The 26594-nt window shown below is 72.4% G+C and carries 29 protein-coding genes and 1 pseudogene; 21 read left to right on the top strand and 9 right to left on the bottom strand.

What is annotated here, in order from left to right; all coding sequences use genetic code 11:
* Positions 1-56: 56 nt before the first annotated feature.
* From dnaJ to ACN27C_RS07760, 3 genes are all read left to right on the top strand, one after another.
* Positions 57-1241: a molecular chaperone DnaJ gene (gene dnaJ, locus ACN27C_RS07770; protein ID WP_422750817.1), complete on the top strand. Its 1185-nt coding sequence runs from the start codon at positions 57-59 to the stop codon at positions 1239-1241.
* Positions 1242-1265: 24 nt separating this feature from the next.
* Positions 1266-1706: a heat shock protein transcriptional repressor HspR gene (locus ACN27C_RS07765; RefSeq protein ID WP_091413778.1), complete on the top strand. Its 441-nt coding sequence runs from the start codon at positions 1266-1268 to the stop codon at positions 1704-1706.
* A 175-nt stretch (positions 1707-1881) separates the two neighbouring features.
* Entirely contained in the window at positions 1882-2088 is a 207-nt protein-coding gene (locus ACN27C_RS07760) for a hypothetical protein (RefSeq protein ID WP_422750816.1), read from the top strand.
* Between the two features lie 78 nt (positions 2089-2166).
* On the opposite strand, the gene ACN27C_RS07755 is transcribed toward ACN27C_RS07760, so the two are convergent.
* The 4 genes from ACN27C_RS07755 to ACN27C_RS07740 all read right to left on the bottom strand — a co-directional run bounded on the left by ACN27C_RS07755 (position 2167) and on the right by ACN27C_RS07740 (position 4782).
* Entirely contained in the window at positions 2167-2595 is a 429-nt protein-coding gene (locus tag ACN27C_RS07755) for a hypothetical protein (RefSeq protein WP_422750815.1), read from the bottom strand.
* A 163-nt stretch (positions 2596-2758) separates the two neighbouring features.
* On the bottom strand, positions 2759-3976 hold the full coding sequence (locus ACN27C_RS07750; protein ID WP_422750814.1) for a cation:proton antiporter: 1218 nt from the start codon (positions 3974-3976) through the stop codon (positions 2759-2761).
* Between the two features lie 5 nt (positions 3977-3981).
* A complete protein-coding gene (locus tag ACN27C_RS07745; RefSeq protein ID WP_091416018.1) occupies positions 3982-4482 on the bottom strand; it encodes a cation:proton antiporter regulatory subunit in 501 nt (166 codons plus the stop codon).
* Positions 4483-4563: 81 nt separating this feature from the next.
* A complete protein-coding gene (locus tag ACN27C_RS07740; RefSeq protein ID WP_121685715.1) occupies positions 4564-4782 on the bottom strand; it encodes a winged helix-turn-helix domain-containing protein in 219 nt (72 codons plus the stop codon).
* Between the two features lie 204 nt (positions 4783-4986).
* On the opposite strand from ACN27C_RS07740, the gene ACN27C_RS07735 reads away from it, so the two are divergent.
* From ACN27C_RS07735 to ACN27C_RS07660, 16 genes and pseudogenes are all read left to right on the top strand, one after another.
* Positions 4987-5304: a DivIVA domain-containing protein gene (locus tag ACN27C_RS07735; protein ID WP_422750813.1), complete on the top strand. Its 318-nt coding sequence runs from the start codon at positions 4987-4989 to the stop codon at positions 5302-5304.
* A complete protein-coding gene (locus tag ACN27C_RS07730) occupies positions 5301-5555 on the top strand; it encodes a hypothetical protein (protein ID WP_422750812.1) in 255 nt (84 codons plus the stop codon). Before ACN27C_RS07735 ends, ACN27C_RS07730 begins: the two co-directional genes overlap by 4 nt.
* Positions 5556-5714: 159 nt before the next feature.
* Entirely contained in the window at positions 5715-8306 is a 2592-nt protein-coding gene (gene clpB, locus ACN27C_RS07725; protein WP_422750811.1) for an ATP-dependent chaperone ClpB, read from the top strand.
* Between the two features lie 274 nt (positions 8307-8580).
* The gene (locus ACN27C_RS07720) at positions 8581-8958 is read left to right on the top strand and encodes a hypothetical protein (RefSeq protein WP_422750810.1); all 378 of its coding nucleotides are present in this window, start codon (positions 8581-8583) and stop codon (positions 8956-8958) included.
* 85 nt (positions 8959-9043) lie between these two features.
* A complete protein-coding gene (locus ACN27C_RS07715) occupies positions 9044-9682 on the top strand; it encodes a DUF4178 domain-containing protein (RefSeq protein ID WP_422750809.1) in 639 nt (212 codons plus the stop codon).
* A 1-nt stretch (position 9683) separates the two neighbouring features.
* The gene (locus ACN27C_RS07710; protein ID WP_364808741.1) at positions 9684-10178 is read left to right on the top strand and encodes a DUF2617 family protein; all 495 of its coding nucleotides are present in this window, start codon (positions 9684-9686) and stop codon (positions 10176-10178) included.
* A complete protein-coding gene (locus tag ACN27C_RS07705) occupies positions 10175-10600 on the top strand; it encodes a DUF4247 domain-containing protein (RefSeq protein WP_120572372.1) in 426 nt (141 codons plus the stop codon). Before ACN27C_RS07710 ends, ACN27C_RS07705 begins: the two co-directional genes overlap by 4 nt.
* A 31-nt stretch (positions 10601-10631) precedes the next feature.
* On the top strand, positions 10632-11054 hold the full coding sequence (locus ACN27C_RS07700) for a DUF350 domain-containing protein (protein WP_030269725.1): 423 nt from the start codon (positions 10632-10634) through the stop codon (positions 11052-11054).
* Positions 11054-11827 (top strand): hypothetical protein, encoded by a 774-nt coding sequence (locus ACN27C_RS07695; RefSeq protein WP_422750808.1) that lies wholly within the window; start codon positions 11054-11056, stop codon positions 11825-11827. Before ACN27C_RS07700 ends, ACN27C_RS07695 begins: the two co-directional genes overlap by 1 nt.
* Positions 11824-13392, top strand: coding sequence for a polyamine aminopropyltransferase (locus ACN27C_RS07690; RefSeq protein ID WP_358170752.1), 1569 nt, complete (start codon positions 11824-11826; stop codon positions 13390-13392). Before ACN27C_RS07695 ends, ACN27C_RS07690 begins: the two co-directional genes overlap by 4 nt.
* A gap of 64 nt (positions 13393-13456) precedes the next feature.
* On the top strand, positions 13457-14455 hold the full coding sequence (locus tag ACN27C_RS07685; protein WP_199733234.1) for a hypothetical protein: 999 nt from the start codon (positions 13457-13459) through the stop codon (positions 14453-14455).
* Between the two features lie 67 nt (positions 14456-14522).
* On the top strand, positions 14523-15299 hold the full coding sequence (locus ACN27C_RS07680) for a hypothetical protein (protein ID WP_422750807.1): 777 nt from the start codon (positions 14523-14525) through the stop codon (positions 15297-15299).
* 72 nt (positions 15300-15371) lie between these two features.
* Positions 15372-16019 (top strand): annotated as a pseudogene (locus tag ACN27C_RS07675) (hypothetical protein); the annotation flags it as partial.
* A 161-nt stretch (positions 16020-16180) separates the two neighbouring features.
* The gene (locus tag ACN27C_RS07670) at positions 16181-16990 is read left to right on the top strand and encodes an SDR family NAD(P)-dependent oxidoreductase (protein WP_422750806.1); all 810 of its coding nucleotides are present in this window, start codon (positions 16181-16183) and stop codon (positions 16988-16990) included.
* 154 nt (positions 16991-17144) lie between these two features.
* A complete protein-coding gene (gene pyrE / locus ACN27C_RS07665) occupies positions 17145-17684 on the top strand; it encodes an orotate phosphoribosyltransferase (RefSeq protein ID WP_091413808.1) in 540 nt (179 codons plus the stop codon).
* A gap of 57 nt (positions 17685-17741) precedes the next feature.
* Positions 17742-18119 carry an ArsR/SmtB family transcription factor gene (locus ACN27C_RS07660; RefSeq protein WP_007454255.1) on the top strand — a complete coding sequence of 126 codons (378 nt, stop codon included), beginning with the start codon at positions 17742-17744 and terminating at the stop codon, positions 18117-18119.
* 172 nt (positions 18120-18291) lie between these two features.
* Here the strand turns inward: ACN27C_RS07660 and ACN27C_RS07655 are convergent, their stop codons facing one another.
* From ACN27C_RS07655 to ACN27C_RS07640, 4 genes are all read right to left on the bottom strand, one after another.
* Positions 18292-19074 (bottom strand): DedA family protein, encoded by a 783-nt coding sequence (locus tag ACN27C_RS07655; protein WP_393156960.1) that lies wholly within the window; start codon positions 19072-19074, stop codon positions 18292-18294.
* 80 nt (positions 19075-19154) lie between these two features.
* A complete protein-coding gene (locus ACN27C_RS07650) occupies positions 19155-21671 on the bottom strand; it encodes a polynucleotide kinase-phosphatase (protein ID WP_422750805.1) in 2517 nt (838 codons plus the stop codon).
* The gene (locus ACN27C_RS07645; RefSeq protein WP_350814368.1) at positions 21668-23182 is read right to left on the bottom strand and encodes a 3' terminal RNA ribose 2'-O-methyltransferase Hen1; all 1515 of its coding nucleotides are present in this window, start codon (positions 23180-23182) and stop codon (positions 21668-21670) included. Before ACN27C_RS07645 ends, ACN27C_RS07650 begins: the two co-directional genes overlap by 4 nt.
* Before the next feature lie 78 nt (positions 23183-23260).
* Positions 23261-23470, bottom strand: a complete 210-nt coding sequence (locus tag ACN27C_RS07640) for a hypothetical protein (protein ID WP_120572362.1) — start codon at positions 23468-23470, stop codon at positions 23261-23263.
* Positions 23471-23608: 138 nt separating this feature from the next.
* Between ACN27C_RS07640 and ACN27C_RS07635 the strand changes: the two genes are divergently transcribed.
* Together ACN27C_RS07635 and fbaA are read left to right on the top strand one after the other, a co-directional pair.
* Complete coding sequence (locus ACN27C_RS07635) at positions 23609-23992, top strand: phage holin family protein (protein WP_073826809.1); 384 nt, start codon at positions 23609-23611, stop codon at positions 23990-23992.
* Positions 23993-24154: 162 nt separating this feature from the next.
* Complete coding sequence (gene fbaA / locus ACN27C_RS07630) at positions 24155-25177, top strand: class II fructose-bisphosphate aldolase (protein ID WP_120572360.1); 1023 nt, start codon at positions 24155-24157, stop codon at positions 25175-25177.
* A 54-nt stretch (positions 25178-25231) separates the two neighbouring features.
* Here the strand turns inward: fbaA and ACN27C_RS07625 are convergent, their stop codons facing one another.
* Positions 25232-26446, bottom strand: coding sequence for an LOG family protein (locus tag ACN27C_RS07625; RefSeq protein ID WP_199733323.1), 1215 nt, complete (start codon positions 26444-26446; stop codon positions 25232-25234).
* Positions 26447-26594: the final 148 nt, after the last annotated feature.

Genomic DNA, 26594 nt, shown 5'->3' with positions numbered 1-26594 from the left:
GCCCGCACCGGGCGGGCGGGACGACCGGGATTCGACCCGTGGAAGGGGGTGGACCGGTGAGCTCCAAGGACTGGATCGAGAAGGACTACTACGCCGCGTTGGGCGTGGACAAGTCCGCCTCCTCGGACGAGATCAAGAAGGCGTACCGCAAGTTGGCCCGGGAGTCGCACCCGGACCACAACCCCGGCGACACCGGCGCGGAGGAGCGGTTCAAGACCGTCTCCGAGGCGTACGCGGTGCTCGGTGACGAGAAGAAGCGCCGCGAGTACGACGAGATGCGCTCGCTGTTCGGCTCCGGCGCCTTCCGGCGCAGCGCCCGCGGCGCGGGCCAGCCGGGCGGCATGCCGTTCGACGTCTCCGACCTGTTCGGCGGCGCGGGCGCCGGCGACAACCGGTTCAGCGGCGGCGGCTTCACCGACCTGTTCAGCTCGATCTTCTCCGGTGGCGGAGGCGGCGGCGGTCCGGCGCGGCCGCGCGGCCCGGCGCGTGGCCGGGACGTCGAGACCGAGGTGGCGCTCGACTTCGAAGACGCGGTACGCGGCGTCACGCTGCCGCTGACGCTGCGCGCTCCCGGGGTCTGCGACACCTGCCACGGCAACGGCGCGAAGCCCGGCACCCAGCCGGTGGCCTGCCCGGTCTGCCACGGCGCCGGGGTGACCACCCGCAACCAGGGGTCGTTCAGCTTCTCCGAGCCGTGCCGCAACTGCCAGGGCGTCGGCACGATCGTCGAGGAGAAGTGCCCGGAGTGCCACGGCACCGGCGGGGTCACCAAGACCCGCACGCTGAACGTGCGCTTCCCGGCCGGTGTGGCCGACGGGCAGCGGATCCGCCTGGCCGGCCGGGGTGAGCCCGGCGAGCGGGGCGGTGCGGCGGGTGACCTGTTCGTACAGGTGAAGGTCCGCCCGGACGAGCTGTTCGGGCGTACCGGGGACGACCTGACCCTGACCGTCCCGATCACGTACGCCGAGGCGGTTCTCGGCACGGACCTGCGCGTACCGACCCTGGACGGGACGGTGACCCTGCGGGTGCCACCGGGTACGCCCAGCGGGCGGGTGCTGCGCGCCCGCGGCAAGGGCGTCGTACGCAAGGACGGCCGCGCCGGTGACCTGCTGGTCACGCTCGACGTGGTGGTCCCGGCGAAGGTGTCGGACGAGGCGCGGGCGGCGCTGGAGACCTTCGCGGCGCAGACTCCGCCCGCCGCGCGGGAACATCTCGACGCGCGGGTACGTCGATTCAGTTGAGGTCGGCAGCGGAGGTGAGCGGGCATGTCGGAGGAGTACGTCGGCTCGGGTGACCCGGCCTACGAGGCCAAGGTCTTGATGATCTCGGTGGCCGCGCGGATGGCGGGGATGCACCCCCAGACGCTGCGCCAGTACGACCGGCTGGGCCTGGTGCAGGCCGGCCGGGCGTCCGGTGGCGGTCGCCGGTACAGCGTCCGGGACGTGGTGCTGCTCCGCGAGGTGCAGCGGCTCAGCCAGGACGATGGGATCAACCTGGCGGGGGTCAAGCGGATCATCGCGCTGGAGCGGCTGCTCGAAGAGGCGCAGCAGCGGGTGGCCCGGCTGGAGGCGGAACTCGACGCCGCGTACCGGCGGATCGCCGAGCTGGAGTCGCTCGGCGGCTTCCCCCGTGGCGACCTCGTGCCCACCAACCGCACCTCCACCGCGCTCGTCGTCTGGCGTCCGCGCCGCGCTCCCGACCGCTGACCTCGTACCTGAAGGCCGGCGCGCCCCGCTCCCCCGGGGCCGCGCCGGCCTTCGTCGTCCCCCGGGCGGTTCCGGGCCGGGTCAGGGGAAAGCGGCGTACGGCAGGGTGGGGTCAACTACGCTTTTCCGCAGGGGCAAAAGCCCCAAAGCGGATTCCGGGCTGGCGGGGGGAGTCATGACGGAACCGGCGAAGAAGGTGGCCGAGCGCGCGGAGGAACGGCTGGTGAAGGTGGCCGAGAACGTCCGCGAGCGGTTCGACCGGGTCACCGAGGGACGCTTCAGCGACAAGGTCAAGGAAGGGCGCTTCGCCGACCAGACGGACCACGGCGTGGACCGGGCGCGGGACGACGAGCGGCGCAAGAAGCAGGGCGGGTCGACCTGACGATCCGCCGACGTGCGGGCCGGGATCCACGGGGGATCCCGGCCCGTTCGCCGTGCCGAGGCTTTTCAGGGCGGGCCGTCAGAGGCGGCGGTTCTCGCGGACCAGGCCGCCCTCGCACCAGTCCCGGTAGACGAAGAGGTCCGGCCGGGCGAGCAGCACCCGGCTGTTGTGCGCCCAGTTGCGCATCAGGTCGTCGCCGGACTTCTCGGCCTGCTCGACCAGCTTGCGGAACCGGCGCTTGGGGTGGGCGCGGAAGTTCGTCCGGATGCCGTCGGCGGCGTAGATGTAGAGGCAGTGCAGCGTGAACCGCCGCGCCGGGCAGCCCTGGTCCATCGCCAGATCGAACAGCGTCTGCACCAGGTGGTCACCGGCGACCAGCAGGTCCCAGTCGGGCGGCATCGAGGTCAGCGGCACCGAATCCGGCTGATACGCCCACGACCGAAGCTCGGCGGGCGAGGGATCGACCGGGTTGGCGAAGCCGTGGAACGTCTCTTCCTGCACGCTCACCGGCCGACCTTCCGCTTGCGCTGGCGGGGGCGCAGGCCACCCGCGGACCCTGGCTGCTGGGCCGAAACGTTAACGCGGTTGGACGGAGCAGGGGTAGACCTTCCCGGGATCAATTTGACAACGCCGGGCCGGATCTGCCCTCGGCTGATCCGGCCCGGCCGGGTCAGTCGCCGGAGCCCAGGGGCAGCGGCGCGGGCGGCCGTGCGGCGGCGGCGCGGGTGCGCAGCCACTGCTTGAACCACGGGCTGTCCGGCAGGCGGGCGAGCAGCGGCCCGGTCACCACCGTGATCAACACGTACGCGGTGGCGAGCGCGGCGAGCTTCGGCTCCACCGGGTAGACGGCCGCGACGGCCAGCCCGGCGATGACGATGGAGAACTCGCCGCGCGGGGTCAGCGCCAGGCCGGCCCGCCAGCGGCCGGGCTCGGCGATCCCGGCCCGGCGGGCGGCCAGGTAGCCGGTAGCCACCTTCGTCGCCATGGTCACCACTGCGAGCAGCAGCGCGGGCAGCAGTACCGGCGGCATGTCCAGCGGGTTGGTGACCAGCCCGAAGAACACGAAGAAGACCGCGGCGAACAGGTCACGCAGCGGGGAGAGCAGCTCGGTGGCGTGGTGCGCCACCGGCCCGGACAGCGCGATGCCCACCAGGAACGCGCCGACCGCCGCCGACACCTGGAGCTTGGCCGCGACACCGGCGACCAGCAGGGTCAGGCCGAGCACCCCGAGCAGCAGCGCCTCCGGATCCTTGGCGGAGAGCGCGGCGGAGATCAGATGGCCGTACCGGATCGCCACGGCCAGCACCACGACGACGGTGAACACCGCGATGGCGAGCGCGATGCCGCCCTTCATCAGGCCGACCCCGGCGAGCAGCGCGGTGACCAGCGGCAGGTAGAGGGCCATCGCCAGGTCCTCGATCACCAGGACGGACAGGATCACCGGGGTCTCCCGGTTACCGACCCGGCCCAGGTCGCCGAGCACCTTCGCGATCACGCCGGACGACGACACCCACGTGACGCCCGCGAGCACCACCGCCGCCACCCAGCCCCAGCCGAGCAGGAGCGCGAAGGCGAACCCGGGCAGCGCGTTGAACACCGCGTCGATCAGGCCGGCCGGCGCAGCGGACCGGAGGTTGCCCACCAGCTCGTTGGCGCTGTACTCCAGGCCGAGCATGACCAGCAGCAGGATCACGCCGATCTCCGCGCCGACCGCGAAGAACTCCTCGCTGGCGTTGAGCGGCAGCAGCCCGCCGTGCCCGAACGCCAGGCCGGCGAGCAGGTACAGCGGGATGGGCGACACGCCGAAGCGGCGGCTCAGCCGGCCGAGCAGGCCGAGCAGGAGCAGCAGCGCACCGACCTCGATGAGCAGGATTGTGGTTTCGTGCATACGCGTCAGCCGTCCGGATCGGTCTCGGCGAGGATCGCGGTCACGCCGTCGAGCCCCTGACGGGTACCGACCACGACGACCACATCGCCGGCCTCGAACCGGAAGGTGGGATCGGGCGAGACGTTCACGGCGCCCTGACGCAGCACGGCCACGATGGACGCGCTGGTCCGGGTGCGTGCCTTGGTGTCCGCGAGCCGCTTGCCGACGTACTTCGACCCCGCCGGGATGGCGATCTGCTCGGTCAGCAGCCCGGCGGCCTGCTCGCGCAGCCCGGAGAGCTGACCCAGCATCAGCGACGCGCCGAGGATGTCGGCCAGCGCCTCCGCCTCGTCGTCGGTCAGGGGTATGTCGTGTTGGCAGGAGTCGGGATCGTCCGGGTCGTAGAGGACCAGGTCGCGACGGCCATTGCGGTGGGAGACCACGCCGAGCCGGCGGCCGGACTCCGTCATCAGATCATGACGTACGCCGATCCCGGGCAGGGCGGTCTGTTCGACACGTACTCGCACGCGGGTGAGGCTACTCCGGGCGCGCACGTGCTGTTTCCGGGGCCGAACCACAGACTGGTCGATGCGGCTCGGGCGGCTCGTCTAGTCCCGTTCGGCTACGAACACGCCGACGCCTTCGAGCGTCTCGGTGAGGCCGGTCGCGCGCAGGATCATCATCGCCTTGCCGACGACGGTGTCGGAGACGCCGTATTCCTTGCACAGTTGGGCGCGGCTCGGCAGCTTGGTGCCGGGTGGCCACTCGCCCGAATCGATCTTGCTCTTCAGCTCGTCTGCGAGCACTTGGTACTGCTGCTTGGGCATACACACTCCCCGGATGGCACGCCCATTCGACCATGCAACCACCTCCAACCTCAAGCAATTGTGGGTCGGTCGTTGACCTACGACTGGTACCGATTGTAGGTTGCTGACGAACGCTCCCGGATGGCACCTGGAGCTTTCCCGGGTCGGGGCGGGCATCCCCCGTGGCTCGTCCCGACCCCCGTCCTCGCGAGAAGGGACAGTGTCGTGCGCAATCTCCTGCGAATACGTCCGAAGCGGCGGGACGCGGGCCCGCCCAACTCCGCACCGGTCGGCGCCTACCGCTCCGCGTCGTACCTTCCGCTCCGGCCCTGGCAGGTGCGGGGCCGCCGCTTCCCGACGTGCCGTCGAGGGCTGGATCCCGCCGAGGTCGCCGCGTTCCTCGATCGCGTCGCCGGGGACCTCGCCGCCGCGTACGCCGAAGTCGCCCGGAGCCGGGATGAGACGGCCCGGATCAAGGTTGCGTTACGCGAGTGGCAGTCCCGGCAGGCTCCGTCGATGCGTGACCTGGCCGGGCGGCCGTGACCGGGCGTTACGTGATCCACCTGCCGGTGCGTGCGGCCGATCTGGCTCGGGCGAAGATGCTCGGTCGCACGGCCGGACGGTCGTTGGCGTTCCTCGCGGTGGTGGAGCTGGGTGGCATCACCGTCTCGGTCGAGGACGACCAGGCCGTACGCCATTGGGTGTTCTGTGACCGCAAGCTGGACGGCGGCCGGCGTTGCGTGCTGCGCGCCGACCACGAGACCCCGTGCCGCGCGCGCCTCCCGCGTCGCTGAGATCTTGGTACGAAAGGGCCCTCGGAGGGGCCGTTTCATACCAAGATCTCTCCGGCGAGACCGATGGGCGGTGACTCAGGTCACAGGGGTGGAGTTGAGCGGAATAGACTCAACTCTGGTTGTGTCATGTCCAGTGGACACGCCGATCCGGGGGAGCCCATGAACACGGAACGTCTCACCACCAAGAGCCGCGAGGCCATCACCGGTGCCGTCGCGCTGGCGAACCAGCGCGGTCACGCCACCGTGGAGCCCTGGCACCTGCTGCTGTCACTGCTGGACACCGAGGGCTCGACCGCCGCGGGCCTGCTGCGCGCCGTCGGGGCCGACCCCGCCGAGCTGCGCCGCGTCGCCCAGCGCTCGGTCGACGCGCTGCCCGCCGCACGCGGGTCGAGCATCGCCGAGCCGACGCTGGCGCGCGAGTTCGTCAACGCCATCGGCGCCGCCGAGCAGATCGCCCGGCCGCTGGGCGACGAGTACACCTCCACCGAGCACCTGCTGGCCGGGCTGGCCCGGGTTGGCGGCGCGGTCTCGGTCGCGCTGAAGAACTCCGGCGCCACCGAGGAGAACCTGGTCGCCGCGTTCCCGACCGTCCGCGGCGGGGACCGCCGGGTCACCACCGCCGACCCGGAGCAGACCTACCAGGCCCTGTCCAAGTACGGCGTCGACCTCACCGCCAGCGCCCGCGATGGCAAGATCGACCCGGTGATCGGCCGGGACTCGGAGATCCGCCGGGTGATCCAGGTGCTGTCCCGGCGTACGAAGAACAACCCGGTCCTGATCGGCGAGCCGGGCGTCGGCAAGACCGCGATCGTGGAGGGCCTGGCCCAGCGGATCGTGGCCGGCGACGTGCCGGAGTCGCTGCGGGACAAGAAGCTGGTCTCGCTCGACCTCGGTGCGATGGTGGCCGGCGCGTCGTACCGGGGTCAGTTCGAGGAGCGGCTGAAGTCCGTGCTGGAGGAGATCAAGAACTCCGACGGCCAGGTCATCACGTTCCTCGACGAGCTGCACACCGTGGTCGGCGCCGGCAAGGGCGAGGGCTCGATGGACGCCGGCAACATGCTCAAGCCGATGCTGGCGCGCGGTGAGCTGCGGATGGTCGGCGCGACCACGCTCGACGAGTACCGCGAGCACATCGAGAAGGACCCGGCCCTGGAGCGCCGCTTCCAGCCGGTGCTGGTCGGCGAGCCGACCATCGAGGACACCATCGGCATCCTGCGCGGGCTCAAGGAGCGCTACGAGGTGCACCACGGCGTACGGATCACCGACGCCGCGCTGGTCGCCGCCGCCGCGCTCTCCGACCGCTACATCACCGACCGGTTCCTGCCGGACAAGGCGATCGACCTGGTCGACGAGTCCGCGTCCCGGCTGCGGATGGAGATCGACTCGCGCCCGGTCGAGGTGGACGAGATCGAGCGGGCGGTACGCCGGCTGGAGATCGAGGAGATGGCGCTGGCGAAGGAGCCGGACGCCGCGTCCGCCGAGCGCCTGGAACGGCTGCGCAAGGAGCTGGCCGACAAGCGCGAGCAGCTCACCGCGCTCTCCGAGCGCTGGCAGACCGAGAAGAGCCACATCACCAAGCTCTCCACCGCCAAGGAGGAGCTGGAGCGCCTCGGCGGCGAGGCCGAGCGGGCCGAGCGCGACGGCGAGCTGGAACGCGCCGCCGAGCTGCGGTACGGCCGGATCCCCGCGCTGCGGACCGAGCTGAAGCAGGCCGAGGAGGAGCTGGCCCGGCTCCAGGCCGACGGCGCGATGCTCAAGGAGGAGGTCGGCGCGGACGACATCGCCGCAGTGGTCGCCTCCTGGACCGGCATCCCCGCCGGTCGGCTGCTCGAAGGCGAGACCGCCAAGCTGCTGCGGATGGAGGAGTCGCTGCGCGGCCGCGTGGTCGGCCAGGCCGAGGCGGTCGGCGCGGTCTCCGACGCGGTCCGCCGCGCCCGGGCCGGCGTCGCCGACCCGGACCGCCCCACCGGCAGCTTCCTGTTCCTCGGCCCGACCGGCGTCGGCAAGACCGAGCTCGCCAAGGCGCTCGCCGAGTTCCTCTTCGACGACGAGCGGGCCATGGTCCGCATCGACATGAGCGAGTACGGCGAGAAGCACTCGGTGGCCCGCCTGGTCGGTGCCCCGCCCGGGTACGTCGGCTACGAGGAGGGCGGCCAGCTCACCGAGGCGGTGCGCCGCCGGCCGTACTCGGTGATCCTGCTGGACGAGGTGGAGAAGGCCCACCCGGACGTCTTCGACGTGCTGCTCCAGGTGCTCGACGACGGCCGGCTCACCGACGGTCAGGGCCGTACCGTGGACTTCCGCAACGCGATCCTGATCCTCACCTCGAACCTGGGCTCGTCGGTGATCAGCGACCTGACGCTCACCGAGAACGAGCGCCGGGAGGGCGTGCTCGCGGTGGTCCGGTCGCACTTCAAGCCGGAGTTCCTCAACCGGCTCGACGACATCGTGGTGTTCGCCGCGCTCCAGGGCGAAGACCTGCGGTCGATCGTGGACATCCAGCTCGACCGGATGCGAACCCGTCTTGCGGACCGCCGGTTGGGCCTGGAGATCACCGAGGCGGCCCGGACGTGGCTGGCCGAGCACGGGTACGACCCGATCTACGGTGCCCGCCCGCTGCGCCGGCTGGTGCAGTCGGCGATCGGCGACCAGCTCGCCAAGGCGCTGCTGGCCGGTGAGATCCGCGACGGCGACACGGTCCGCGTCGACCTGTCCGACTCCAAGGAGTCCCTGGCGGTGACCGCCGCCTGACCCGCACCACCCTTGCGGAGGCCCGGCCTCCGGCCGGGCCTTCGCCGTCCCACCGCACTCCGCCTGCCGCCGCCCCACCCGCCGGGGTCGCCTCAACCTCCACCTGCGTTGATCAAGGAGTTTGTGTCCTGTGGAGGCGCCGGCGGGGACACAAACTCCTTGATCAACGGGGAGAGCGAGGGGAGAGCGAGGGGAGAGCCGAGGGGAGAGCCGAGGGGAGAACCGGGGCGGGCGGCAGGGGTGAGGGGGTGGTGGGGTGGGCACATAGTGGGGCATGAGCGGGAGCTGGGAACGGGAACTGGACGAGGCTGCGCGGGAACTCGACGGTGCGGACACCCTCGCCTTCGGCGGGGTGGGGCTCGCGGGGCAGATCCTGCCCGCGACCGAGGCGTACCGGACGCTGGAACAGGGGCTGCGGGAGCACCCGGAGGCGGCCCGTAAGCGGGTCGACAGGTTGCTCCGCAAGGGCTCGCCGGCCGGCCGGGCGTACGCGGCCACGTTGCTGGAGGCTGTCGACCCGGCCGCCGGGCGGGACGCCTGGGCGCGGCTGCGCGGCGACGACGGTGAGTTCACCACGTTCTCCGGCTGCCTCATGGGCCGCGCCACGCTGGGCGAATACGCCGCCGACCGGCTCGCCGGCGGCGCGCGGTAACTGAGCGCACACTCAGCGAACAGGACTTCAGAAGGCGTGCGTGCGGTTGTTACCGTTCCCGCCGAGCACGTTGGGGGAGGCGGTCGTGAACGGTTCGTTGGCGTACGTGGTGACCACGCTGGGGTGCCTGGTCGGGGTGGCCGGTGTGGTGATCGCCGTGATCGCGGTACGGAAGTCCCGGTCGGCGTCCCGCCCGAAGACGAAGGCGGCTCCGGGTGACCCGTTCCGGGACCGGGACGCCGACGCGCTGCGTGGTGACCCGCGCGCGCTCAAGCCGGGCGACATCGTCGAGATCCGCACGGTGCCGTACACCGTGCGCGGCTCGGTGCACCTGGTCGAGGGCGGCTGGAGCTGGGCGGAGCACCTGCTCGACGACGCGGGCGGCGTGAAGCGCTGGCTCTCCGTCGAGAGCGACCCGGACCTGGAGATGGTGCTCTGGACCAGCGAGCCGGGGGCCACCGTCACGCCGGGCGCCCCGACGCTGGAGATCGCCGGCCGCCGCTACAACTGGGACGAGTCGGGCCAGGCCCGGTACACCGCGACCGAGGGCACCGGCCTCGACCCGAGCGGCACCATGCGCTACTACGACTACCAGGCGCCCGGTGGCGCGCGGCTGTCGTTCGAGGCGTACGGGGAGGCCGGCTGGGAGGTCAACCTCGGCGAGGAGCTGCGCCGCGCCGAGGTGATGATCTACCCGCAGGGCGGCCCGGACACGGTGCGCTGACGTGCTCGTCTGTCTGGACGCGCCCTACGTCGACACCAGCGCCGCCGATCTGAGCCTGGCCCTGGGCGGCCCGGAACTGCCGGCGCTCGCCGTACGCGACATCGACCTGCCCGGCCTGCCCCGACTGCGGCTGCGCCTGCTCGGCGCCTCCCACCAGGTCGTGCTCGGCACGCTCACCGAGACGGTCGCCTGCCTGCGCGGCCGCCCGCCGCACCTGCCCGGCACGCTGCACGACGAGACGGCCGGCTACCGGTTCCTCGCCACAGTGCTCCGGCCGGAGGGCGACGGCCTGCGCACCCGGGTCGCGGCGCTGCGCGCCGAACTGGCCGAGGACCCGTACGCGCTGATCGGCGTCTTCCCCGGCGACGAGGACGCGGTCACCGCGCTCTCCGTCCGGCCCCGCCCGCCGGACGGCGCGCTCGCCTGGCGCACCTGGCACGCCTACCCGCAGACAAACGAGCTGGTCCTGACCGAGACCGTGGTGGAGGAGCTGTGACGTACCGACGGTGGTTCGTGGTGGGCGTGGCGGTCGCCGTCATCGGCGCGCTCATCGCCGCCTTCACGATCTTCTACGGCAACTTCTCGCCCCGGGGCTACGTGGAGGACAACTTCTCCCGCGCCACCGGGCGGGACATCGGCTCGAACGCGATCGCGTACACCTCGAACAAGGCGCCGAGCGACGTGTCCAAGCAGATCACCGACGCCTGGAAGCCGGCCGACCAGTACGTCGACGGCAGCGGCGTCTACCTGCGCTACGACGACGACTCGGTGGTCATCCTCCCGCTCGCCGTCGGCTCGGTGATCCTGCTGGAGAAGATGACCACCGCCTACCCCCGGTACCACAGCGTCGTCGGCAACAGCTGGGGCTGGGGCCGAGGCAGCACGGTCCGGGGCGGCGGCCCCGGTTCCGGCAAGTAGCCCCTCCGACCCCCTCACCCTGGAGTCTCCTGTGCAGCATCTCGTCACCGACCTGCTGGTCACCCTGGCCTACGGCGCGGTCGGCGTCGTCCTGATGGCGATCGGCTACGTCCTGGTCGACCTGGCCACCCCCGGCAAGCTCCACGAGCTGATCTGGACCGAGCGCAACCGCAACGCGGCGCTGCTGCTCTCGTCCAACCTGCTCGGGGTGGGCACGATCGTGGTCGCCGCGATCGTGGCCAGCGACGACGACTTCACGCTGGGGCTGGTCGGCGCCGCCGCGTACGGCATCCTCGGTCTGGTGATCATGGCGGCGGCGTTCGTGCTGCTCGACGTGGCCACCCCGGGCAAGCTCGGTGAGCTGCTCGTGGACCCGGAGCCGCACCCGGCGGTGTGGGTCTCCGCCACCGTGCACCTCGCCACCGGCGCGATCATCGCGGCCGCGATCATCTGATGAGCGGCAAGCCCGCCAAGCACCAGGTGGGGAAGGACAAGCGCACCCAGACGGTGATCTGGTCCGTGGTGGTGGGGGTCGTGGTGGTCGTCTGCGCCATCGGCGCGTTCAGCGGCGACTCGGACACCTCCGTCCCCGCACCGGCGGCCGACGAGCGCTCCGGCACCGTGCCGATCCTCCGCGCCGCCGCCGACAGCCAGGGCATCTGCTACGGCTGGGAACTGCTCGACGTGTACGACGAGGTGAGCGTCGGCTCCAACCTCGGCGACGGCACCACAGTCGTCGACGCGCCCGGCTGCACGCGCTGGCTCGCGGTCTCCGCCAACGTCAGGTACACCTCGTCGAGCAGCGAGTCGGAGGACTCCGCCACGATCCGGATCAAGGGCTCGGACGACATCGAGTTCGTCGACCTCGCCGCGATCGAGACCCGGCTGGGCCGCTTCGGGCTGGACGAGGACGCGTTCGTCGACGACCCGGGTTGGGCCGTCACCCGGGCCGCCACGATCCTGCCGTTGCTCGCCGCCGAGCGCGGGCTCGCCGAGCCGGCCGCGACGCCCACCGCCGCGCCGTCGACAGCCGCCGCCCCGCTGCCGGACGCCGGCAACGACTTCTGGCGGGACCGCTGGATCTACGTGCTCAGCTCGGTCGGCCTGTTCCTGCTCGCCGCGCTGTTCCTCGCCGTGGGCGTGCGACAGCGCCGCAACCACCGGGTACGGGTGCCCGCGCAGCGCGCCGGGGCGGGAGCCGCCGGACGTACCCGGAGCAGACGGTGACCGCCGACGTGGCCGCACGGCCGCGGTGGCGCCTGGCCCGCGCGGCGGTCCTGCTCGCGGTCTTCGTGTGCGCGGCCTGCGGCCTGGTGTACGAGCTGGCGCTGGTCGCGCTCGGCAGCTACCTGATCGGCGACACGGTCGGCCAGGCGTCGATCGTGCTCGGCGTGATGGTCTTCGCGATGGGCGTCGGCGCGCTGGTGGCGAAGCCGTTGCAGTCCCGGGCGGTGGTGTCGTTCGCGGTGATCGAGCTGACGCTGGCGCTGCTCGGCGGCCTCTCAGTGCTCGGGCTCTACGCCGCGTTCGCCTGGCTCGACCTGTACGGCCCGGCGCTCGTCGGCACCGCGTTCGTGCTCGGCCTGCTGATCGGCGCGGAGATCCCGCTGCTCATGGTGATGCTGCAACGCATCCGGGAGCAGTCCGCGGGCAGCGCGGTGGCCGACCTGTTCGCCGCCGACTACGTGGGCGCACTGCTCGGCGGGCTGGCCTTCCCGTTCCTGCTGATCCCGGTCTTCGGCCAGCTCAAGGGCGCGCTCGTGGTGGGCGCGGTGAACGCGGTCGCCGGTGTGGTGCTCGTCTTCACCGTGTTCCGCGCCGAACTCAGCCGCCGGGCGCGGGCCGCGCTGGGCGCGGCCACCGTCGTGGTCGGCCTGCTTCTCGGGTACGCGTGGGTGACCGCCCACGACTTCGAGGTGACCACCCGCCAGCAGCTCTACCGCGACCCGGTGGTGCACGCCGAGCGCAGCCGATACCAGGAGATCGTGCTGACCCGCTCGGTGCGCGAACCCGGCCACTCCGACACCGACCTGCGGCTGTTCCTCAACGGCGACCTGCAGTTCAGCTCGATCGACGAGTACCGCTACCACGAGGCGCTCGTGCACCCGGCGATGCGCGGGGCGCACGGCGACGTGCTGGTGCTCGGCGCCGGGGACGGGCTGGCCGCGCGGGAGATCCTCAAGTACCCGGACGTGCGCTCGGTGACGCTCGTCGACCTCGACCCGGCAGTGGTCGAGCTGGCCCGCCGCGAGCCGCAGCTGCGCGAGCTGAACCGGGAGTCGCTAACCGACCCCCGGGTACGCGTGCTCAACCTGGACGCGTTCGCCTGGCTGCGTACCGCCACCGACCGCTTCGACGTGGTGATCGCCGACCTGCCCGACCCGGACGAGACGGCCACCGCGAAGCTCTACACGATCGAGTTCTACACGCTGGTCCGGCCGGTGCTGGCCCCCGGCGGGCGGCTCGTCGTGCAGTCCGGGTCGCCCTACTTCGCGCCCCGGTCGTACTGGTCGATCGAGCGGTCGGTGCGCGAGGCGGGCTTCGCCACCGTGCCGTACCACGTCGACGTGCCGAGCTTCGGCGACTGGGGGTTCGTGCTCGCCGCGCCGGGTGATGTCGCGCCGGAGCTGGCGCTGCCGGCCGACCCGCCGCCGCTGCGGTTCCTCACCCCGGAGGTGCTGGCCGCCGCCGGCACGTTCCCCGCCGACCGGGCCCGGCTGGACGTGCCGGCCTCCACGCTGTTGCGGCCGAGGGTGCTGGACTACGCCCGCGAGGAGTGGCGGGGCTACTAGGTTTCGGGACATGCCACCCGAATCGCCGCGCCACCGACCGGGCATCGGCTGGCTGGTCCGCCGGCTGCCGACCCGGGCGGTCGAGGCGGCGTCCTACCTCCAGGCGTTCGTGCTCTCCGGCGTGGTCACCGTGCTGGCCGTGCGCGCGTACCTGAAGGCCACCGACTATCCGCAGCTCGGTGGCGGCGGGCTGCACATCGCACACGTCCTCTGGGGCGGCCTGCTGCTCGCCGTCGGCCTGGGCGTCCCGCTCGTCTTCCTCGGCGGCGGCGCCCGCACCGGCGGCGCGGTGATCGGCGGCATCGGGTTCGGGCTGTTCATCGACGAGGTGGGCAAGTTCGTCACCACCGGCACCGACTACTTCTACGCCCCCGCCGCCGCCATCATCTACGTCGCGTTCGCGCTGCTGGTCCTGCTCACCCAGGCGGTACGTGGACGCACCGGCCGGTCCCGGCTGACCCCGGCCGAGCGCACCGCGAACGCGCTGGACATGGTGCTCAGCGGCCTGCCGGGCGGGCTGACCGATCGCCGTCGCATCGCCGTGCTGCGGCTCGTACAGGGCACCGGGCCGGCCACCGAGACGGCGATGGCGCAACTGCTGGACGCCGTACCCCATCGGGAACCGCCGCCGGTGCCGCTCTGGCAGCGGGCGGCGGACCGGGCCCGGCGTCTCGCCGTCTGGGCGGCCGGACGCCGCTGGCTGGTCTGGCCGGTGGTGGTCTATTTGGTGGTGGAGCCGGTGCTCACGGTGGTGGCGGTGTTCGTCGACGGCGTGACCGGGAAGCTGGACCAGGAACGGGAGTGGGGCGCGGTGCTCGGCGTCAGCGCCACCGCGCTGATCACCGCCGTGCTCGGCCTGTGGGCCGCCTGGCTGCTGCGCCGCAACCGGACCGAGGCGTTCCGCCTGTTCAAGCTGGCGCTGCTGGTCGACCTGCTGTTCGGGCAGGTCTTCAACTTCACTGTGAACCAGTTCGGGGCGGTCTCCGCCGTCGCGCTCGATCTCGCGCTGCTCGGCGTGGTCACCGCCGAGCACCGCCGGTTGCGGCGCGCCGCCGAGAGGTGACCCGTTCCGGCGTGCTGAGCTGGTCGAAGATCGCTACGGTGGGCTTCTCATCCAGGAAGGGAGAATCATGGTCGATGCTCCGGGCACCCCGCCCCGCACGCGTCCCGGCGTGGTGTCGCTCTCCAGTTGGCTGCTCATCCTCGTCGCCGCGATCCAGGTGCTGAACCTGATCGTGGCACTGAGCGTCGTCGGCAAGATCCGCGACGTTCTCACCGACGCGTACGCGGGCACCTCGGCCGAAGGTGCCGCCGACATCGCGTACGCGTTCAGCATCATCACGGCGGTCGTGTCGCTGCTGATCGCGGCCGGGCTCGTCGTCCTCGCGCTGTTGAACAACCGGGGCAAGAACGGCTCCCGGATCACCACCTGGGTGCTGGGCGGCATCCTGTTCTGCTGCACCGGCGGCGGCCTGCTGACCGGTCTCACCGGCGGCATGACGGGCAGCGGCACCACCGGTGACGTGCCCAGCTCGGAGGAGATCCAGCGCCGGCTGGAGGACGCGCTTCCGTCCTGGTACACCCCGGTCAACCTGCTGCTGGGCCTGGTCGCGCTGCTCGCCCTGCTGGCCGCGCTGATCCTGCTGGCGCTGCCGAAGGCGAACGAGTTCTTCCGCAAGCCCAAGGCCGGCTGGGAGCCGCCGGTGCCCGGTGGCGCCTACCCGGCGTACCCGTCGCACCCGGGCCAGCCGGGGGATCCGGCGTACCCGTCGTACCCGCCGGCTCCCGGCACGCCGCCGTCGACGCCCGGCGGTCAGCCGCCGTCCGCGCCGGGTGGTCAGCCGCCGTCCGCGCCCGGCGGTCAGCCGGGTGAGCGCCGCGACCCGGAGCCGCCATCCGGAAGTTGACGTCCGGATTACAGCGACGCCGACGATCCCTCCGAGTAGGTTGCAAGCCGACGCCTACCGGAGGGATCAGTCGTGTCGTACCCCGATCGGGCCGCACCCCGCCGGCCGGGCACTGTCCTCGCCGCGGCGGCGCTGCTGCTGGCGATGGCGGTCGGCGCCGTGGCGTACGCGGTGGCCAACCTGGCCGTCGGCGGTGGCACGGTGGACCGGTTCCGGGACGCGGCGGCGGAACGGACCGGCGCGAGCGGTGGCGACATCGACCAGGTGGCCGGCCTGCTGCGCGGCTCCACAGTGCTGGCCGCCGTGCTCGGTGTGCTCGCCGCGCTGCTGCTCGTCGGGCTCGCGCTCGGCCTGCTCGCCGGTCGTTCCGGCGCCCGCACGGCGACCTGGGTGGTCGCCGGGACGGGCCTGCTCTGCGGTTGCTGCGGGCTGGCGGTGCTGGTCGGCCAGCGAGCCGCCCCGCTGCGGCTCGGCGCGGACGACCGGATCACCGCCGACCTGCTGGGGCTCGTCGGAGACGCCTACCCGTCGTGGTGGATCCCGGTGAACGCGACGGTGTCGGTGGCGCAGATCCTCGGCTACCTGGTGGTCGCCGTGCTGCTCGCGCTGCCGTCGTCCGGCGCGTTCCTGCGCCGCCGCACCGCGCCGCTGAGGCTGTCCGGCTACGGCTCGACCGTGTCCGGCGCGGCCGCCCCCGGTCCGACGCCCTGGGGACCGCCGCCCGGCCTGAACCCGCCCGCCTCCGCCCCACCGGCCTCCGCGCCGCCCGTCTCCGGTCCGTCGCCGTACGAGCGGCCTGCACCGCCCCCGTCCGCACCGCCCGCGCCCGCACCGCCCGCGCCGCCGCCGGGTGGGTTCCCGCCGCCTCCCGAGGACCGCCGATGACAGGTGACACCGACCCCTCCCGGCGCCGTGCCCTGGTCACCGGCGCCAGCCTGGGCATCGGCGAGGCGTTCGCCCGCCGGCTCGCCGCCGACGGCTGGGACCTCGTCCTGGTGGCCCGGGACGCCGCCCGGCTGGACGCGCTGGCGGCCGAGCTGACCGGCCGGCGCGGCGGCGACGCCGAGACGATCGCCGCGGATCTGTCCACCGAGGACGGATGTGCGGCGGTCGAACGACGGCTCACCGCCGGTACGCCGATCGAGCTGCTCGTCAACAACGCCGGCATCAGTCTGAACACGTCGTTCGTCCGCTCGTCGGTGGCGGACGAGGCGCGGCTGGTCCGGCTCAACGTGCTCGCGGTGCTGCGTCTGACCCATGCCGCCCTCGGTTCGATGATCGAGCGGGGCCGCGGGGCAGTGATAAATGTCTCTTCCGTTGCCGGCTTCGGTGTCCCCATGCCGGGATCCACGTACTCGGCCAGCAAGGCGTGGGTGACGAATTTCAGTGAATCGATCGGCCAGTCCGTCGCGCCGCTCGGCGTGCGCGTGATGGCGCTCTGCCCCGGCTACACCCGAACCGGAAATCACGAACGGGCGGGCATCGACATGTCCCGCCTACCCGCCTGGGCCTGGCTGCGGGCCGACGATGTGGTTGCCGAAGGGCTGCTTGACCTGCATAAAGGTAAGTTCGTGAGTGTCCCGGACTGGAAGTACAAGGTGGCGGTGGCCGGGCTGCGGTACGCGCCGAAGCGCCTGCTGCGCGGCTTCCGGCGGGACAGCCGGGGTGCGGTCGGCCGGCAGGGCGGCTGACCGGCGGCCACCCGTACGCGGGCCGGTACGGCGGCCGGCCGGGATGGACGGTCGCACAGCGTAGCCGCTCCTCGCCACCCGCCCGTCGCCCGCAGGGTTGACCAGGGCAGACCCGAAACACGGCGCTCAGACTTGCGAAGTACGCTCTTGGGCCATGGGCGACCACGACGACCTGCGCAAATTCATCACTGACCTAGCTGTGGTGCACGGCCGGGTGGTGCTCTCGTCGGGCCGCGAGGCGGACTGGTACGTGGATCTGCGTCGCGTCACGCTCCATCACGAAGCGGCTCCGTTGATCGGCCGGGTCATGCGTGACCTCACCGCCGACTGGGCGTACGACGCGGTCGGTGGGCTGACCCTGGGGGCCGATCCGGTGGCCGCCGCCATGCTGCACGCCTCGGCGGGCACCGGTCGCGCTGTCGACGCCTTCGTGGTCCGCAAGGAGGGCAAGGCCCACGGTCTCCAACGCCGGATCGAGGGGCCGGACGTCTCCGGGCGGCGGGTGCTCGCGGTCGAGGACACCTCCACCACCGGTGGAAGTGTGTTGACGGCGGTCGAAGCATTGCGTGAGGCGGGGGCCGAGGTGGTGGGTGTGGCGGTTATTGTTGATCGAGGTGCCGGCGACACGGTGCGAGCCGCCGGATTGCCCTATCGGGCGGCCTATACGTTGGCTGACCTCGGCCTTGTGGCGTAAAAGTTTGCCGATTCGGATCTGCTGATATGCAGGCGGATCGATGCTGCTGGTGGAAGGATGGAATACGTGGGAACTGCGTTGGCTGAAATGACCATGCCTCAGATCTCGCCGCTTGCCGGCGAGCCGATCGAACGCGCCGACGCCGAGCGGCTTGCGGGGGTCCTCAAGGCCCTCGCTGACCCCGCCCGGCTGCGGCTGCTCAGCCTGATCCAGTCGGCTCCCGAGGGGGAGGCGTGCGTGTGTGACCTCACCGCGCCGCTCGGCCTCTCGCAGCCGACGGTCAGCCACCACCTGCGAATCCTCACCGAGGCCGGCTTGCTGGAGCGGGAGAAGCGCGGGGTCTGGGCGTACTACCGGCTGGTGCCGTCCGCGATCGCCACGATCGCGGATCTGCTCACCCCGCCGCGGAAGCGGGCCACCAAGAAGGCTCGCTGAAACCTTCGGGCCGGCCCGAGCGAGGGTCGTCTCGACCGGGTGACCGGTGGCGTGCGAGGGGTGGCGCCATCAGCGCACGGTGACGGCTGTCGTCGTCCGTGTGACCCGGCGAGATCAGTGATGTCGAAGGCCGGTCCTCGTCCGAGGGCCGGCCTTCGGCGTCCGTACGCGCTCAGCGGCGGTGCTGCCCGCCGTCTCCGTGCCCGGGCCGGTGCTCCTCGATGCCTTCCCGGGCTGCCTCCACAGTGCCGGCCACCGTCGCCGCGGTGATGACGGCGACCGCCTCGCCGCGCTTGCGCGCCCGCCGGTCGCGGAGGAACTCGAAGAAGATCGGCAGCACCGAGATCACGATGATCAGCGCGACCACCGGCAGGATGTACCTGTCGATCTTGTCGCCGATGGCGTCGTAGATCTGGCGGGCCAGCAGGTAGCCGATCAGCAGGATGCCGTCCACCCAGAGGATCGCGCCCACCACGTTCCACACGAAGAACTGGCGGGCCGACATGCCGAGCACCCCGGCCACCGGGTTGAGGAACGTCCGCACGATCGGGATGAACCGGGCCAGCACCACGGCCTTCGCCGGGCCGAACTTCTGGAAGTAGTACTCCGCCTTCTCCACGTACTCCCGCTTGAACAGCCGGGAGTTGGGCTTCTCGAACATCCGGCGGCCGTACCGGGCACCGAGCCAGTGCCCGAGCTGGGCGCCGGCGATCGCGCAGAGCGGACCGCCGATCATCAGCCCGGCCAGGGACAGGCGGGTGCCGTCGCCGAAGATGGCGTCGGCCACCGGGGAGGCGGCCACCCCGGCCAGGAACAGCAGCGAGTCGCCGGGGAAGAAGAAGCCGACGAGCAACCCGGTCTCGGCGAAGAGGATCACCCAGACGCCGATCATGCCGAAGGTGTGGATGAGGTCCTTCGGATCGAGCGGGTTCAGCGCCACGCTCTCGGAGAACATCCGGGTCTTCTCTGCTGTGTCCACGGCCACACAGGGTACCCCGGCCCGGTCCGGCATTTCGGCCGGACCGGGCGTCCTCGTCAGAGGCGGGGGTCGACCGGCTCGGACTCGCAGGCGAGGATCGCGAACACCAGCTCGTGGCGGCGCCAGAGCGGAGCGTCCTCGGCCAGCGCGTCCAGGGCGGCCAGGCCCAGGCCGTGCTCCCGCAGGGCGAGCCCGCGCTTGCGTCCCAGCGAACGGCGGCGCAACGCGGCGAGCTGCGCCGCTTCGGTGTACCCGGGACCGTAGATGATCCGCAGGTACTCCCGCCCCCGGCACTTGATGCCCGGCTGGAGCAGCGAGCCCTTCGGTGACCGGGCGGCCAGGCCCGCGTACGGCTTGACCACCATGCCCTCGCCGCCGGCCGCGGTGAGCGTCAGCCACCACTGCGTGGCGTCGGCCACCGCCGACTCGTCGGCCAGGTCCACCACCCGCCGCCGGGTCGGGGTGAAGAACTCCGGGTCGGCGGCGCAGAGCCGGTCGGCCAGCGCCAGGTGCCAGCCGTGGTCGCGGTCGGCGTAGCTCACCCCGGCCCCGGCCAGCACCGCGAACGGCGCCAGCGTCACCCCGCGCAGCCCGTCGGTCGGCCGGACGTACGCCCGGTAGGCCGCCGAGTATGCGGTGACCTCGGCGGCCCGCCCGGCCATCCGGTCGCGCAGCGCGTCCACCGGCAGCCCGCGTCCGGCGGCGGTGCCCAGCGCGGCGAGCACGGCCGGCAGGGCGGCCCGCCCGGCCGCGCCGACCCCGGCGTACTGCTCGCGGATCAGCCCGCCCGCCTTCGCCGACCAGGGCAGCAGCTCGGCGTCGAGCAGCAGCCAGTCGGTGTCCAGCTCGGCCCAGAGGCCGGCGGCGGTGACCGCCGCGCGCACCCGGGCCAGCAGCTCGTCGTCGAGCGGCGGGCCGAAGAACGGCCTTCCGGTACGGGTGTGCACCACGCCGCCGCCGAAGCGGCCCGGCTCCCGCTCCACGAGCACCACCGCCCGCGAGCCCATGTGCTTCTCCTCGCAGACCACCCGGTCGACGCCGGCCGCGCGGTACTCGGCGAACGCCTCGGCCGGGTGCTCCAGGAACCCGTCGACTGTCGACGTCGAGCAGGGCGCCATGGTCGGCGGCAGCCACACCAGCCGGCCCGGATCGACCGCGAAGCGGCTCATCACCTCCAGCGCGGCGGCGGCGTTCTCGGCCGGCACGGTCAGCGACCCGTACGCGTGGGTGAGGTGCCGCCGCCCGGTCACGTCGGCCAGGTCCAGCACGGTGTCCGGACGCGCGGGCGCGACCGGGAACAGCGGACGGGCCGGGGCGTACCACTCCTTCACCGCCGGGACGGCCACCAGCTCCTTCTCCGGGTAGCGCAGCGCGGTGAGCTGCCCGCCGAACACGCAACCGGTGTCCAGGCAGATGGTGTTGTTCACCCACTCCGGCTCGGGCGTCGGCGTGTGCCCGTACACGACCATCGCCGAACCCCGGTAGTCCCGCGCCCACGGGTAGCGCACCGGCAGGCCGTACTCGTCGGTTTCGCCGGTGGTCTCGCCGTAGAGCGCGAACGACCGCACCCGGCCGGACGCCCGCCCCTGGTACGCCTCCTTCAGCCCGGCGTGCGCCACCACCAGCCGCCCGCCGTCGAGCACGTAGTGGCTGACCAGGCCGTCGATGAACGTCTCCACCCCGGCGACGAACTCCGGCGGCTCGGCGGCGAGCTGCTCCATCGTCTCGGCCAGGCCGTGGGTGAGCCGGACGTCCCGGCCGCGCAGCTTGCGCAGCAGCTTCTGCTCGTGGTTGCCCGGCACGCAGATCGCGTGGCCGGCGGCCACCATGCCCATCACCAGGCGCAGCACGCCGGGCGAGTCCGGGCCGCGGTCCACCAGGTCACCGACGAACACCGCGGTACGCCCCGACGGGTGCGCCGCGTCCACCGGGCGGCCCGCGTCGTCGCGCCGCAGCACGTAGCCGAGCCGGGACAGCAGCGCCTCCAGTTCGGTACGGCAGCCGTGCACGTCCCCGACCACGTCGAACGGACCGGTCAGCTCGCGCCGGTCGTTGAACAGCTTCTCGTAGCGGATCTCCGCGGCGTCGATCTCCTCCACCCCGCGCAGCACGTGCACCTTGCGGAAGCCCTCGCGGGCCAGCCGCCCGTACGACTGCCGCAGGTCACGGCGCATCCGGTTGAGCACCTGGCGACCGTGCGTGCGGTCGGCGCGCGCCTCCGTACGCTCCCAGGCCACCGCCTCCGGCACGTCCAGCACGATCGCCACCGGCAGCACGTCGTGCTCCCGGGCCACCCGGATCAGCCCGGCGCGGGCGTGCGGCTGGAGATTGGTCGCGTCGACCACAGTCAGCAGTCCCCGCCGCAGCCGGATGGCGGCGACGTGGTGCAGCGCGTCGAACGCGTCGGCGGACGCGGACTGGTCGTTCTCGTCGTCGGCCACCAGGCCGCGGAACGTGTCCGAGGAGAGCACCTGGCTGGGCGCGAAGTGCCGCCGGGCGAACGTGGACTTGCCGGAGCCGGAGACGCCGACGAGCGCCACCAGTGCCAGCTCGGGGATGTCCAGGACGGTCATCGGTTCGTCGCCTCCTTCCGGTCGTTGCTGTCGTTCCGGTCGCGCCGTTCGTCGCGGCCGGCGCGCTCGTCGCGACCGGGCCGTTCGTCGCGGTCGGCGCGGGTGAGCACCGCCATCTGGGTCGGCGTGCCCACCTCCGGATCGTCGTCGCCGACGCCGCCGAGCACCGCCGTGTAGCCGTGCGCCGCCGCCACCCGGTCCACCCAGGCGGCGAACTCCGCCCGGGTCCACTCGAACCGGTGGTCCGCGTGCCGGAACCGGTCCGGCCCCAGCCCCTCGTAGCGCACGTTGTACTCGACGTTCGGGGTGGTCACCACGACCGTGCCGGGCCGGGCGTGACCGAACACGGCGTCCTCCAACGCCGGCAGGCGCGGCGGGTCGAGGTGCTCGACGACCTCCATCAGCACCGCCGCGTCGTACCCCCGGAGCCGGTCGTCCCGGTAGGTCAGCGCGGACTGCCACAGCCGGATCCGGTCCCGCTGCCGCTCCGGCAGACGGTCCAGGCGCAGCCGCCGGGCGGCCAGGCCGAGCGACCGGTCCGACACGTCGACGCCCACCACCTCGGTGAACCGCCGGTCGGCGACGAGCGCGGTGAGCAGCGCGCCGCCACCGCAACCCAGGTCCAGCACCCGGCTCGCGCCGCTGTCCCGCAGCGCGGTGAGCACCGCCTCCCGCCGCCGTACCGCAAGCGAGGCGCGGCGGACGTCCTCCACCGCCGCGACTTCTCCGGTGGCGGGCTCGATGCTGTCGTCGGCGGGCGGCTCGTCGGCCAGCCGCAGCTCGGTCAGCCGGGCCATCGCCTCGCCCGCGAGCGCGCGCCGGTGCGCCAGGTAGCGGCGCGTGATCAGGCCCCGCTCCGGGTGACCGGCCAGCCAGCCGGCGCCAGCGCGCAGCAGCTTGTCCACCTCGTCCGGCGCCACCCAGTAGTGCTTGGCGTCGTCGAGCACAGGCAGCAGCACGTACAGGTGGTTGAGAGCGTCCGCGAGTCGCAGCGTGCCGGTCAGCGTCAGGTCGACGTAGCGGCTGTCACCCCACTCCGGGTACGTCTCGTCGAGCGGGATCGGGGTGGCCGTCACGGTCCAGCCCAGCGGCGCGAAGATCCGTACCGCCAGGTCGGCGCCGCCCCGGCAGCGCAGCACCGGCACCCGTACGGCGAGCGGGATCGCGCTCGCGGCCAGCTCGGGACGGTCGCGCGACTCGCCCCGCAGGGCGGAGCGGAACACCTTCGCCAGCGCCGACGAGAGCAGGCTCGACGCCGCGTACGGGCGGTCGTTGACGTACTGCCCGAGCGCGAAGCCCTCCGGCGCCCGGTTCTTCCGGCCGCCGCCCAGCTTGAGCGGATCGACCTCGACCAGCAGCGCCGCGGTGCAGCGCGCCTCGTCCGCCTCCGGGTAGAACACATGCGCGGCACCGGCGGGCAGGTCGAAGCTCTGCACGCGGTCCGGATGCTTCACCAGGAGGTGTCCGAGGTCGGTCGCCGGGCGATGGGTCGTGGTCAGGGTCAGCAGCACCCATCGATGATCTCGTGATCGCCTGGTTCCTGTCGCGGGGGTTTCCGGCCGAACCGCCCGCGGTGACCGGGCGCCGGATCAGCGGTAGTCGTCCTCGTCGGCGGTGACGACGCGGGCCTGCTCCATGGCGTCCCAGTCGTCGACCTCCATGCCCCGGTGCGGCTCACCGTCTGTCTCGTCGGTCACCGTGGTGGCCTGCTCGACCGCGTCGGCCGGCTCGGCCTCCAGATCCCGCTCCTCCGGGGCGAGGTGGTCACTGGGGGCGAAGTCCTCGTCGGGCTGACCCATCGTCCCTCCCTGTTCTCCGTGCGGGCATCGTCCCCACCACCGTACGGGCTGCTCCGGGCCGCCGCTGGGTGGCGGGCGGAACGGCGGAGTCGGCGATTGTCCCGCTCCCGGCGCGCGGCCGGTGCCAGGATGGGAGGCATGGGCTTCCTGATCCGACTGGCGATCACCGCGGTCGCGTTGTGGATCGCGACGCTGATCGTGCCCGGAGTGGAGGTGAGCGGCCGTAACACCGGCAACAACGTGCTCACCCTGATCGTGGTGGCACTGGTCTTCGGTGTGGTCAACGCGGTGCTCAAGCCGCTCATCAAGGTGTTCGGCTGCGTGTTCTACCTGCTCACACTCGGTCTGTTCGCGCTCGTGGTGAACGCGCTGCTGTTCCTGCTGACCGACTGGATCGCCGGGGTGCTGAAGCTCCCGTTCCACGTGGACGGCTTCTGGGCCGCCTTCTGGGGCGCCATCGTGGTCGCGGTGGTGAGCTGGCTGATCAGCGTCGTCGTACCGGACCGGCTGGAGAATCGGTGAGTGGCGTCCGGGCCGGTTGTGCCCCTCTCGCGCTCCTACGGGATACTGCCCGCGGTGGACAGCGCGGTCCGGCGCAACCGTGGACGTGAGCGACCGGAACGGTCGCGCCCATGGAAGACAGCGGCCTGCACGGCCGAGAGCGGTAAGTAAGGAGCGTTCGACATGCCCATCGCTTCCCCCGAGGCTTACGCGGAGATGCTGGACCGGGCCAAGGCCGGCCGGTACGCGTACCCCGCGATCAACGTGACCTCCTCGCAGACGCTGAACGCGGCGCTCAAGGGCTTCGCCGACGCGGAGAGCGACGGCATCATCCAGGTCTCCACCGGCGGCGCGGAGTACCTGTCCGGCCCGTCCGTGAAGGACATGGTGACCGGCGCGGTGGCGTTCGCCGCGTACGCGCACGAGGTCGCCAAGAAGTACCCGGTGAACATCGCGCTGCACACCGACCACTGCCCGAAGGACAAGCTGGACAAGTTCGTCCGGCCGCTGATGGCCATCTCGCAGGAGCGCGTCAAGGCCGGCCAGGAGCCGCTGTTCCAGTCGCACATGTGGGACGGCTCGGCCGTGCCGGTGGCGGAGAACCTGGAGATCGCCGAGCAGCTCCTCACCGAGGCCGCCAAGGGCAAGATCGTCCTGGAGATCGAGGTCGGCGTCGTCGGCGGCGAGGAGGACGGCGTCGAGAACGCCATCAACGACAAGCTCTACACCACCGTCGAGGACGGCCTGGCCATGGTCGACGCGCTCGGCCTGGGCGAGAAGGGCCGCTACATGGCGGCGCTGACCTTCGGCAACGTGCACGGCGTCTACAAGCCGGGCAACGTCAAGCTGCGCCCCTCGGTGCTGCACGACATCCAGGTGGCGGTGGGCGCCAAGTACGGCAAGGACAAGCCGCTCAGCCTGGTCTTCCACGGCGGCTCCGGCTCGCTGCTGTCGGAGATCCGGGAGGCGCTGGACTACGGCGTGGTGAAGATGAACATCGACACCGACACCCAGTACACCTTCACCCGCCCGGTCGCGGACCACATGCTCCGCAACTACGACGGCGTGCTGAAGGTCGACGGCGAGGTCGGCAACAAGAAGATGTACGACCCGCGCGTCTGGGGCAAGGCCGCCGAGGCCGGCATGGCCGCCCGCGTGGTCGAGGCCTGCGAGCACCTGCGCTCCACCGGCACCACCATGAAGTGACGCCTCGCGCGTGAACGGAAGGCCGGCACCCGGACGGGGCCGGCCTTCCGTGTGTCACCCGGCGGTCAGCACCCGGACGGCGTCGCGGACGTCGTCGGTCAGATGGATCGTGTGCGACAGGTCGCCGAACGGGGACGCCGCGAACAGCGGCCGCAGCAGCGACTCCACCGGCAGCTCCGTGGTCCAGTACGTGCGGTCCAGGAAGACGTACGCCCCGCTCGCCCCGTCGGTGCCGTAGAACGTCTTGGTGGCCGCCTGGAACACCTCCTGCACGGTGCCGGCCTTGCCGGGCGCGAACACGATCCCGCCCCGGGCCAGCCGCAGGATCGTGTCCTCCCGGATGGCGTTGGAGAAGTACTTCGCGATCCGGCCCGCGAACAGGTTCGCCGGCTCGTGGCCGTACAGCCAGGTGGGGATGGCCAGCCCGCCGGACCGGGCCCACTCGGTGCCGGGTGCCGACGGGCGGGGCGACGGCAGCGACGGGCCGTCCGCGTACCGCTTGCGCACCGCCAGCGCCGCCGCCGTGTACCGGTCGTGGTCGGTGAAGTCCGGCGCGACGGCGAGCACGTCGATCGCGGCGGTCAGCTCCTCGGCCGGCCAGGCCGCGAGGAACGCGCCGAGGTTCGCCGCCTCCATCACGCCCGGACCGCCGCCGGTGACCACCAGGCGGTCGGCCCGCGCCAGCTCCCAGCCCAGCACGGCGGCCATCCGGTACGCGACGCTGCCGCGCGGCACGGCGTGCCCGCCCATCACGCCCACCACCGACTGCGGGCCGTGCGCGGCCAGCCACGACCGGGTGGCGTCGGCCAGCGCGTTGTCCACGCCGTGGTCGTGCAGTCGCTGACCGAGCGCCTCGCGTACGTCCGGCAGCGCGCCGCCGTGCGCCCGGAAGTGCGCGTACACCCGGGTGTCGTACATCTCGGCGAACCCGCCCTCGGCGAACCCGGCGGCCAGCTCGTCGGCGGTGTAGAGGTGCGACGGCTGGGTCGGGTAGGGCAGCCCGGAGAACGGCGGGACCACGTTGGCGCCCCGGCGGACCAGGTCCGCGCCCACCTCGCGACCGGCGAAGCGGCAGCCCACGAAGAGCGTGCCGGTGACGTCGACGTCGCGCAGGTCGGGGACCGGGTCGAGGTCGAGGCGCAGGCCCTGCACGGTCAGCCCGGCCAGGGTGCCCCCGGCCAGCCGCTGCTCGAACGCGGTGCGGGTCTCGATCTCGTTGACGTGGGGCGCGTGCGGCTCGATGACGTCCGCGGGTGGTGGGGTCGGCACCAGGCCATCCTGCCCCCGCACGGCAAGTGCCGAAACCGGGGGCGCGAACGACAGGAGCCCGGCGGGCACGCCGCCGGGCTCCTGCGTAACCGGGTCCTGGGGAGGCTCCGGATCTGTATTTGTAGTGCAAGAACCACGGCGGCGGCAT

The organism is Micromonospora sp. WMMD1219 (genome assembly GCF_049315215.1).
GTDB classification, from domain to species: domain Bacteria; phylum Actinomycetota; class Actinomycetes; order Mycobacteriales; family Micromonosporaceae; genus Micromonospora; species Micromonospora tulbaghiae.
Note: the sequence above shows the minus strand (reverse complement) of the source record. Positions and strands in the feature narration are given on the sequence as shown.